Source organism: Endozoicomonas atrinae (assembly GCF_001647025.1).
GTDB lineage: Bacteria > Pseudomonadota > Gammaproteobacteria > Pseudomonadales > Endozoicomonadaceae > Endozoicomonas > Endozoicomonas atrinae.
Window position 1 is genome coordinate 24,741 of record NZ_LUKQ02000043.1, and the last position, 9,618, is coordinate 34,358.

The following is a 9,618-nucleotide window of genomic DNA, read 5'->3' on the forward strand; positions in this document are numbered from 1 at the left end:
AAATAAGAATCACAATGGTCGCTGACACAGGACAGTACCAGAAACCGTTCTTTATTAAGAGGAGATTTTTGCTTCACAGACAACGGAACTGTGAAGCAAAAAATAGTTATCTATAAACTGGGTTTTAGATAACGTTAGGTGGTGTCGGGTTAACACCATTGAGCATATTGTCGGTACGCTCCTGAATCGCGGTGCGGATTTTGTCCGTCATTGGGGCAATCCAGAACTTGTTCTCACGGATTCCCTGAAGTGCCGTTTCAGCCACTTCTTCCGGCTCAGTGGTCTGCAGCTCCATTTTAAACTGAGCCATGATCGCACGCATGTCTTCAACAGAGTGAATACCTGAATCCGGCTTGTTAGGATCGGTAGGCAGATCTTCCGGGCGGTTTCTTTCAGAGTTAAAGATGCCAGTGTTTACCACATGAGGTCCGGGGAACAGTGCATTCACCTTAACCTTGGAATTCATCTGCTGCAGCTGGAAGTACAGGTTTTCAGTAATGGCCTGTGCAGCAGCCTTGGTAGCCGTGTAGATTGGGGTGTGCGGCAACATAAAGTAAGCACCGTTACCAGAACCGGTCACGACAAAGTGTGCTTCCTGCTTCTGGGCCATCAGCTTTGGCATGAACGCATTGATGGTATTGATGAGACCCCAGGTGTTTACCCGGAAACCCCACTCCCAGTCATTCATGTTATAGCCCCACATATTACCAGCCTCACCGGTACCGACACCGGCATTGGCAAAGACCAGATGCATTTCACCGTATTTTTCCAAGGTGGCTTCTGCCAGGGCGTCCAGACTTTCCTGCTTGGTGATGTCGGCCTGAAAGCCAAAACTGTCGACACCATTTGCCTGAAGTTCACTGACGGTTTTATCCAGAGCTGTTGGTTCAATATCAAGACAACCACCTTGGCGCCTTCTTTACCCAGTAACAGGGCAATGGCACGACCAACGCCGCTGGCACCACCGGTAATTACAGCAACCTTGTCTTTGAAGTCTTTCATTATTTTTATCTCCACTCTCTTCACATAAGGCCTACATCAAGGTGGATACACACCTCTTAGCACCCACTTTTCAACAATGAACTGCCTGAATTTTGATCTGTGACAATTTTCAGTGCATTTGGATACTTTATTGCAAAGTTACACTGCGGTAACTTATTTTACAACAGTTACCAAGCTGGATATTCGATCTTCTTCTCAGAAGGCCGTTTCCTGAGTGCGGATTGAATGACAACAACAATAAAACTGGATTTGGGAGAATCACTCCATGAGCAAGCGTTATAACAAGCCAATCCCTTTTGGCTGGTATGCTGTGGAATACTCGGAAGATCTGAAAGTCGGTGAAGTCAAGCCTGTTAAATATTTCGGCAAGGAACTGGTTCTGTTCCGTACCGAATCCGGTGAAGCCGCTCTGCTTGATGCCTACTGCCCTCACCTGGGTGCTCACCTGGGCCATGGTGGTATTGTGAAAGGCGAAAGTGTCAGCTGCCCTTTCCATGCCTGGAAGTTTGATGGCACAGGTATGCTGACGGACATCCCCTACGCCAAGCGCATTCCACCCAAAGTCAAAGACAAGCCATGCATTCGCAGCTACCCGGTGGTTGAGCGTAACCAGATGATCTGGGCCTGGTACCATCCGAAAGAAGAAGTAGCACCACTGTGGGAAGTGGATGTTATCCCCGAAGTGGGTGCTGAAGGCTGGACCGAGTTCCGCAAGTTTGACTGGAACATCAAGTCAATCATTCAGGAAACCGGTGAAAACGCTGCCGACATTGCTCACTTTGTGACCGTTCATAACGTTCCTTTCATGCCAGAGAGTGAAGTTGAGATGAAAGGCCACCGTCGCAGCACCATTTTCGATGCTCAAACCCATGCGGTAGAAGAAGATGGCTCTGTAAACCACACTGGCGATAATCTGGAAGCCGCTCGTCTTGAGTCCTACAACGTAGGCCCTGGCCAGACGTATCAGAAGTTCATGCGCCTGTTCGAAGTGGTATTGATGGCAACCGTAACACCTGTTGATGACCAGAACATCCACCTGCGCTTTAACTTCACTCTGCCGACCGCTCAGTCAGATATGAAGAAAATCTACGCAGACGGTTTTGTTCAGGAACTGGTGCATCAGGTTGAACAGGATATGCCTATCTGGGAAAACAAAGTCTATAAGCCTACCCCGATTCTTTGTGACGGTGACGGACCTATCGGTCAGTACCGTAAGTGGTTCAACCAGTTCTACGATGAGCAGGAGCTGGAAGAAGCAAATCGCAAGGATGAGCTGCTCGCAACTGCTTAATCCATGCTGTATACGGGACTGTTGTCATGCTTTAGAAGCATGAGTCCCGTAATTTTTCTCTGGGCATATCCAGGCCATTGGATCTCAAACCTGGCAACCCTCGCAAAACAGCCATGAGCGGAAAATGTCGCCCATCCTTCATAAAGAAAACGGCTAAGCGGCATTTCATAATAAAAAACAAGAAGAGAGGCAATTCATGAGCCAAACTCCCGCACCAACTATGGGCAGACCCGGCGATATCATCAACTGGCCAATGCTCAAAATCTCCTATGAAACGGATCCTGAATGCATTGCCAAGCTCCTCCCTCCAGGTGTTGAGCCAGGTAAAAATCCAACCGTTAAAATCATTATCTACAACTTCCCAGTTCTGAATGAGCCTGAGTACGGTGTTGTGGTGAATGTTGCTGCAGATGTTGATGGCGTGGAAGGCGAATACACGCTGGGTATCGGTATTGACCAGGAAGCAGCAATCGCAGGCAGTAAAGAGCGCTGGGGACAACCCAAGTTCTTTGCAGAAACCAAGTACTACCGGATTTTTGATGAAGTCAAAGCCAGTGTGACTCACCAGGGCTATACCTTCCTGGAGTTCAGCGGCAAAGTGAAAGGTCCTGTTGAAGTCACCGAAGATCTGCAGGATTTTGAAGTCAATGAGTGGTGGGTTAAGTACTCCCGTGCTGTTGATATGATGCCTTACAAGTTTGACTTCCCTCCTCATGTTGTCCAGGTCTATAGCCGCTATGGCACGGCTTACATGGAAGAAGTTGAAGGCACTCTGAAATTGAATGAAAGCCCCTGGGATCCAGTCGCCCAGCTGCTGCCGGTCAAGAGTGAGCCAAAAGCATTTCTGTGGACACCGACCTTCAAGGCCCGGAATATTTCATTGAACAAGCCACTGGATCCAAAAGGATTCTGGCCATTTGCAGACACCATTGGCAGCTCCATGTGGCCGGGTGAAAACGGCGCACCCAGCAAGAAATTATTTAAAAAATAGTTTACTGCATGCTGAATACAGTGGTTATTTTATGAATAATAAGGCAGTCATCGTTTACCCGGACGATGACTGCCATATCTGAAACAGGCAATAGTAATACCCATACAACCGAGAGAATAACGACAATGACGACTGAGTATCTGATACCGGTAAATTACGTCGTTCCGTTGCTCAAGGTAGCAGCGGAAAAAGGCTGTGACGTCCAGAAACTGGCCGTTGAAAACCAGCTTGAGCTGCAAACCGATGATGATTCGCTCACCCTTTCCAGTGATGTCACACCTGATACTTTCCGAAAACTCTACCTGACGGTCTCCCAGTTACTGGAAAGTGAAGTTAACAAATACAGCCATCACGAAATGTCGTCCGGCGCTCTGGAAGCCATGTGCTATGCCCTGGTAGAGTGTAATACCCTTCACGATGCCTTTGATGTTGCCAGTGAGTACCTTTCCGGACGCAGTACCTTTGGTGGTACTTTACCGGAGGAGCTTCCTCTCTACGATTTTTCTGATGATAGTTCCAGCATCCGCATGCTCCATGCCGGCTACCATGGACTGGAAAGTCACGAAATCAACTCCTCACGACAGCTGCGCATGGTCTATAGCCTGGCGCTATGGCATCGTTTCTGCTGCTGGCTTACGGGCCAATACCTTGAAGTGCACTCTGTCAGCCTGATGGGCCCGGCTATGTTGAACCTGATGGATTATCGCTTCCATTTTGAGTGTCCGATTCAGTTCAAGCAGGCTGAAAATTTTATTCAGATTAATGCCAGCGCCCTTGATGCACCTGTCGTACAAACACCTGAAAGCCTGAAGAAGCTGTTAAGCGCTGGGCCGTTTGCCTTGTTTAACATAGAGGCTATTCAAAACAGCCATAGCCTGGCGCCTAAAATGCGTTCATTACTGGGCGGTGAGGAGAACGGTGATATACCAAAACTCAGCGAAGTTGCCGAGATGATTGATATCCCCGTGAGAACCCTGCGGCGACACCTGGTCAAAGAAGGTTCTTCCTATCAGCAGGTAAAAGACGAATATCGTCGTGATATTGCCATTAAATACTTGAGTCAGTCCGATATCAGCATCACTGCTGCCGCACTGCTAATGGGCTTTGAAGAGCTAAGTGCGTTTCACCGCTCTTTCAAGAAATGGACAGGCATTACACCCGGAGAATTCCGCCGCAGAAACAACCTCAACAATGAACGAAATATTAGGGAAAAAAACTGATAGCAAACAAATCCAGTATCATCTCAGGTATTTCTGTATAGTATCTTTCGACGAACGAGGCAGCTTACTATTCGTATGATCAACGGCCTTTTTTAAGGCCCACTGTAACTCACCTACCAGAGTAGCCAGTTCTAACCCATCATCATTAATAAAAATAGTTACCAGATCACCTCCAGAGCAATCTTTGGGATAATCTAATTTAGGGTAGAATGCAATATGCTGCGAATATCTTTCAAGCAATTCAGGGAATACATATTCCCCAGTATCCGGCGTTATAATCAAGGGAGTTTTCAATAGACCATCCGAACTTTCCACGTCTTTTACTGTATTGGAACCCATGCTTATCAACTGTTCAATAGCTGTATTTACCAACTCAAAAAAGTCATACGGCGAATCTTTAGTCATTATCAACACGGGCGAAAGGGCCGAAAAATGAAGAAAATTATTCTCTTTACATAACTTATTGATCAATAGAAAAGCAGCACTATTAACTTTACCAATGTCTTTTTCATGAATAATTAGTGTATCTTCTGGTTTTGATACCCATCTTGAAAGAACTCTTGCACTTAAAATTTGAATTTCACTCCTTTGCTCGATCTCCGGTTTACAGCACATACCCCGTTTAATGCCGTTTAAAAAATCCCATATCGAATTTCGACGTGTATACCTTAAACAACAAATATCACATTGTTCTATTTTCCGGTGCGCAATCGACTCACCAACCAATTTTTGGGCATGTAGTTCCCCCAAATCTTTATCCTCAGCAAACTTAGAGTTCTCTTGCCGAGGAGCACTTGCCTGTGGAACAGAAAAACAGCTTAAAGGCTTCATAGCCACCACTTACCGGTAATTACTGTCTTAAATAGGTTTGGATCAAAGAGCTCGAAGCATCAGGCAAATTATCATCTGCAAATTGGACTGCTCTGTTCAATCCTTTTATTAAACCACTAACAATCGCTGATTCACTTTTATTTTGATCTTTAATATACAAGGTAAGCAGAGCTCTGCCAGAAGTTTTTTGCACATCCACATAGGGATAAAAAGAAACTGAAGAGGAAACATGTTCCAGTGTATCTTCGGCCAGCACTTGTGGCTCCCCTTGTACAATTAAAATAGGTGTTTTCATCAAGCCATCAGATTCAAATAACCTGCTACCCAGCTCTGGATCCTCAGAAATTGCCCTGACCATAAGGCTAGATATTCTCTCAGGAAAATCACTCAATAAGTTATGCTCAGTCATAACCATTACGCCGGGAATCTGACAGGTATACAGCTGCTTATCACTATCGAGAAGTTTACTGACCGCCAAAACAGCTGAACCATTTACTTTTTCAAGCTTAGAGCGGCAGGCTTCTATACTCTGTTTGCTTTTTCTACTCCAATGAGATAACAAAGTAACCGAGACTTCTTCTTTGCTGATCTCTCTAGATTTTAATACAGGTGGTTGAGGTCCAAGCCACTTTATTGATCGCTGCATCAACATTTTCCCAGAGTCATCTGCTTTACCTACAGGAATATTTTTTTTGCCTAAACCAGGATTGTTCAAACGGCTAAGCTCAGACTTGGCAAAATCCTTTACAATATGCAATACATTTTTAATTTTCACAGGATCCTCCTTGATCACTGTATCCAGCATACTGGCCTTATAATCTCAGGTGTTCATAACACTACGACATCTTCTACCCAATTCACTGCTGATAACCAGGCCCCCTCAACCCTGCCACCAGCACACCAGGCACCAATAACAGAAAGCCTCTGATGTTCATCCAGAAGATAAGACTTATCAAATGTCACTGGCTTTATATTGGCATATCGCCAGTAATGTCGATACTCAGCACTTTTATCAAGCTCGGTATCCATTATCTTCTGAAGCCACTCCAAACCGGTCTGACCGATATCCACTGGCGTTTCTTTACCCTGTTGTTCAGACCACTCAGGTGAGAAATGCAACATCCAGACATCATCAATATCCGGAGCTTTGATAAAACCAGGTCGATTGGATAACCGGGAAGCCCAGCGGACGGTGTCATCACCAAAGATACCCTGCACACTCTCTGGAGCTTCCCCGCGGGTAGCAAGGCCCACTGCCCAACAGGGTTGATGGACGGCCTCAGGCACATCAGTCATCACATCAGAACAGTTTTCCAGAAGGGCACGGCTTTGCTCAGCAGGGCTACTGACAATCAACCAGTCAAAATCCGAAAATACTTCTCCATTGGAAGTGAACAGACGCCAACCTTTCCTGAGTTTTTCCACCGCCGTTACAGCACATTGAAAATTAACCATAAGCCCATTACTCGAACAATAAACCAGCTGATTCATTAACGGAGAACCGGTGTAACGTACCGTTTCATCCGGTGAAGGTATTAATTTTCCCTGTTCAACACAATAAGGTGAAAAATCCCAGACCTGAACAACAGAAGCTTGCAGCCATAGCTCTACCTGTTTCTGAAAATCCGGGTCCCTTGCAGTAAAGTACTGGGCACCAATATCAAGCTTACCCCATGCTGTTCGTCGATTGGCTAACCGTCCACCTAACCCACGGCTTTTCTCAAAAACCGTCACTTCATGCCCCAAATCGATTAAAAGACTGGCGGCCTTTATCCCGGAAAGTCCGGCTCCAATTAGTGCAATCTTCATGGGCATGCCTCGTTATTAGTCATCTGGCCCTATCAACAAAAAGTTAATCCTATGTTTTTCAACACCATTTTTTATCTGGCAAGCAGTTTGCATTAAAAATTTGCAAGACCGAAATCCAGTTTTACGTGGAGGCCGTACAAATAGATGTTATCAGGGTAAGAGATTTGGGGCAGTGCTGAAAAGGGACTTGAGACTAGTGACATTCAGGAAAATGTCATGTTTAAAGTTTATCCTGATTCACACGATATAAGGACTCCACTCTTTAAGACTGTCAAAGATTGAGTCTAATAACGCTCCAGAAGATTAAAACAATAAAGAGTGTTTACGTATTTCACTGCAAAGGAATTGCAATTATGAAAAAGCACCTCTTTTTACTGCCCGGCCTCAAAACTGCCAGGGAACTTTCCGAACAGCTCGAAAGTGCAGGTATTGATCACAATCGCATTCATATCGCTCACGAGGATCACACACGCGCCATGAAATACCATCTTAACGATCTTAACTTTCTGGAAGAAACGGACACCATTCACAGCGGTGAAAGAGGCTTTATGGTTGGTGTCATCCTGGCAACAGTGGTTGGATTCTTTACCTACAAGCTTTTGGAAGGCCATCCTGCTGGCGGGATCGGAACTGTCTTCGCCTGCCTGATTGCTCTTGGCTTTCCTACCTGGCTTGGTGGAATGATCGGTGCTTCAAGCGACAATTATCGTCTGCAACCTTATCACGATCACATTCAGCAAGGTGGAGCTGTCGTAATGGTCGACATTAACAATCCAATTGAACGGGAAAGGATGAACGAAACCGTATCAAATTATCCCACCGCAAGGGCTGCTGGCATAGCCAGTGGACTGGACAACCCTTTTGCAGGACAGCTGATTCCAAGAAAGCATTTAAGTTGAGTCGTCGTTTTCTTCTTCAGGTTCCATTAAAACCATCGGAGAAACTCAATGACCATTAAAGAACTGAAAAAAACCTTCAAAAAAAACCATCTGCCGGTCCAACTGCTGAGTCAGGAAGGGGATATTTATTTATGCCAGGTGGATGGGAAGCACCTTTTGAGAAATAATGATGCTTCCCCCGCTGTGTTCCACAGCATTGGTGAAGCAAAAGAGACCCTTGGGCATCACATTGCTCCACACTTGCAACTGGTTTTTTCCGGCACCTTTGATGAGATGTTCCATCCTGAAGACCAAGCCAGACCCTCAGCATGAGCCTGGAAGGTTTTAACCTTCAGGTTCATCAACCAATAATTGCTTTGGCGTAAACCTCCCGCTCCATATCAACCACTTCAACTGTGACCGATACATTATTGATGGGAATTTCTCCTATAGCGTTAAGCAAAACATCGGACAGCCCCTGTTTCTGTTCCAAACTGCGCCCGGATAGAATACGAGCCGTCACATGAATAAACCGCATCCCCTGTTCTGCATCCGCTGCTACACGAAAATGGTCGTAAGGTAGCGCACGTACCTTGATGGCCGACTCGTCAAACAACCCAGAGCTGACAGCTCCCTGATGCACACTCTCCATCAGGGTCTGTGGGCTGACAACCGCTTCCAATGGGCGGGAATATTCAATAACACAGTGTGGCAAGCAAGAATCTCCATTCAAATGACGTATCGCCCAGATCAGTCCAGCTTCTGTTTTGATGCCCAGATTGCCAGCTTGTGTTTCATGGTAACCTGGGATACCTGATCCTCCGGCAGAGGCTGGATGAGATTATCATGTACCAGGAGGCGATAGATATATTCGATTTTCTCATTGGCCGAATCGGTAGCCTCAAATTCAACAACCCCCCGTTTTTCACCATACTTCATGCCATATTCAATGGCCTTCTTTACCAGTTCTTTTTCATTCTTCAGTTTCTTCATTGGAACCTCATCCGGTCCAGTGATTTATTATACCAATCGAACCTTCTAACTCCCTATTGCGCTGAAGATTTGAGCCTTCATTCTGCGTTGCCGATTGTCGCCTTGTCTTAGGCTCAAATATTCTTGCTCATAACGTGAGTTAGAAAGCACGATTGGTATTACCCGTGTATTAACTTTTATAAACCATTTCTGGCAAACTGGCCTGCATGAACAACAACACTTCCGTTATGGTAATAATAATATGATCAATGGTGTTTTTCTGGATGCCGGCACTCTGGGACCAGACCTGGATCTTTCACCGCTGCATGACCTGCCCATCAACTGGAAACTCCATGACTTTACAACCCCGGAGCAGACCCTTGAGCGCAGCCGCAACGCCCAGGTGGTGATTACCAACAAAGTCATCCTCGATAGCGATACTCTTTCAAGGCTATCAGAACTGAAATTGATCTGCATTGCAGCCACCGGGATGAATAATACCAATTTCATTTTCAAAATATGTCACGAATTCTGCGATTGCCTTTATACTTTAAATAGCCTGTTGTTCATCCCGTTAATGTCATGCCTAAAACTCCCGATTTTCCTGAAAACTTTCACGATGCA

At 45.7% G+C, this 9,618-nt stretch carries 10 protein-coding genes and 2 pseudogenes; 6 read left to right on the plus strand and 6 right to left on the minus strand.

Annotated elements, in window-relative coordinates:
* Positions 1–124: 124 nt before the first annotated feature.
* Positions 125–1,002 (minus strand): annotated as a pseudogene (locus AK963_RS08405) (SDR family NAD(P)-dependent oxidoreductase).
* 265 nt (positions 1,003–1,267) lie between these two features.
* Here AK963_RS08405 and AK963_RS08410 point away from each other — a divergent pair.
* The 3 genes from AK963_RS08410 to AK963_RS08420 all read left to right on the plus strand — a co-directional run bounded on the left by AK963_RS08410 (position 1,268) and on the right by AK963_RS08420 (position 4,504).
* Entirely contained in the window at positions 1,268–2,293 is a 1,026-nt protein-coding gene (locus AK963_RS08410) for a Rieske 2Fe-2S domain-containing protein (RefSeq protein ID WP_066015016.1), read from the plus strand.
* Between the two features lie 196 nt (positions 2,294–2,489).
* Positions 2,490–3,284, plus strand: coding sequence for an acetoacetate decarboxylase family protein (locus AK963_RS08415; RefSeq protein WP_066015017.1), 795 nt, complete (start codon positions 2,490–2,492; stop codon positions 3,282–3,284).
* A gap of 125 nt (positions 3,285–3,409) precedes the next feature.
* Complete coding sequence (locus tag AK963_RS08420; RefSeq protein ID WP_066015018.1) at positions 3,410–4,504, plus strand: helix-turn-helix domain-containing protein; 1,095 nt, start codon at positions 3,410–3,412, stop codon at positions 4,502–4,504.
* 18 nt (positions 4,505–4,522) lie between these two features.
* Here AK963_RS08420 and AK963_RS08425 read toward each other — a convergent pair whose 3' ends face one another.
* Genes AK963_RS08425 through AK963_RS08435 form a run of 3 tightly spaced genes read right to left on the minus strand, consistent with a single transcriptional unit; the run spans position 4,523 to position 7,144 of the window.
* Complete coding sequence (locus tag AK963_RS08425) at positions 4,523–5,335, minus strand: hypothetical protein (RefSeq protein ID WP_066015019.1); 813 nt, start codon at positions 5,333–5,335, stop codon at positions 4,523–4,525.
* 19 nt (positions 5,336–5,354) lie between these two features.
* Positions 5,355–6,110 (minus strand): hypothetical protein, encoded by a 756-nt coding sequence (locus AK963_RS08430; protein WP_139117314.1) that lies wholly within the window; start codon positions 6,108–6,110, stop codon positions 5,355–5,357.
* Positions 6,111–6,163: 53 nt separating this feature from the next.
* Positions 6,164–7,144, minus strand: coding sequence for an NAD(P)/FAD-dependent oxidoreductase (locus AK963_RS08435; protein WP_066015027.1), 981 nt, complete (start codon positions 7,142–7,144; stop codon positions 6,164–6,166).
* A gap of 353 nt (positions 7,145–7,497) precedes the next feature.
* Between AK963_RS08435 and AK963_RS08440 the strand changes: the two genes are divergently transcribed.
* Together AK963_RS08440 and AK963_RS08445 are read left to right on the plus strand one after the other, a co-directional pair.
* Positions 7,498–8,043 (plus strand): hypothetical protein, encoded by a 546-nt coding sequence (locus AK963_RS08440; protein ID WP_066015021.1) that lies wholly within the window; start codon positions 7,498–7,500, stop codon positions 8,041–8,043.
* A gap of 48 nt (positions 8,044–8,091) precedes the next feature.
* The gene (locus tag AK963_RS08445; RefSeq protein WP_066015022.1) at positions 8,092–8,355 is read left to right on the plus strand and encodes a DUF6482 family protein; all 264 of its coding nucleotides are present in this window, start codon (positions 8,092–8,094) and stop codon (positions 8,353–8,355) included.
* A gap of 28 nt (positions 8,356–8,383) precedes the next feature.
* Here the strand turns inward: AK963_RS08445 and AK963_RS08450 are convergent, their stop codons facing one another.
* Together AK963_RS08450 and AK963_RS08455 are read right to left on the minus strand one after the other, a co-directional pair.
* Complete coding sequence (locus tag AK963_RS08450) at positions 8,384–8,737, minus strand: 5-carboxymethyl-2-hydroxymuconate Delta-isomerase (protein WP_066015023.1); 354 nt, start codon at positions 8,735–8,737, stop codon at positions 8,384–8,386.
* Between the two features lie 35 nt (positions 8,738–8,772).
* Complete coding sequence (locus AK963_RS08455) at positions 8,773–9,015, minus strand: DUF5062 family protein (protein ID WP_066015024.1); 243 nt, start codon at positions 9,013–9,015, stop codon at positions 8,773–8,775.
* 241 nt (positions 9,016–9,256) lie between these two features.
* Between AK963_RS08455 and AK963_RS08460 the strand changes: the two are divergent.
* Positions 9,257–9,618: pseudogene (locus tag AK963_RS08460) on the plus strand (hypothetical protein); the annotation flags it as partial.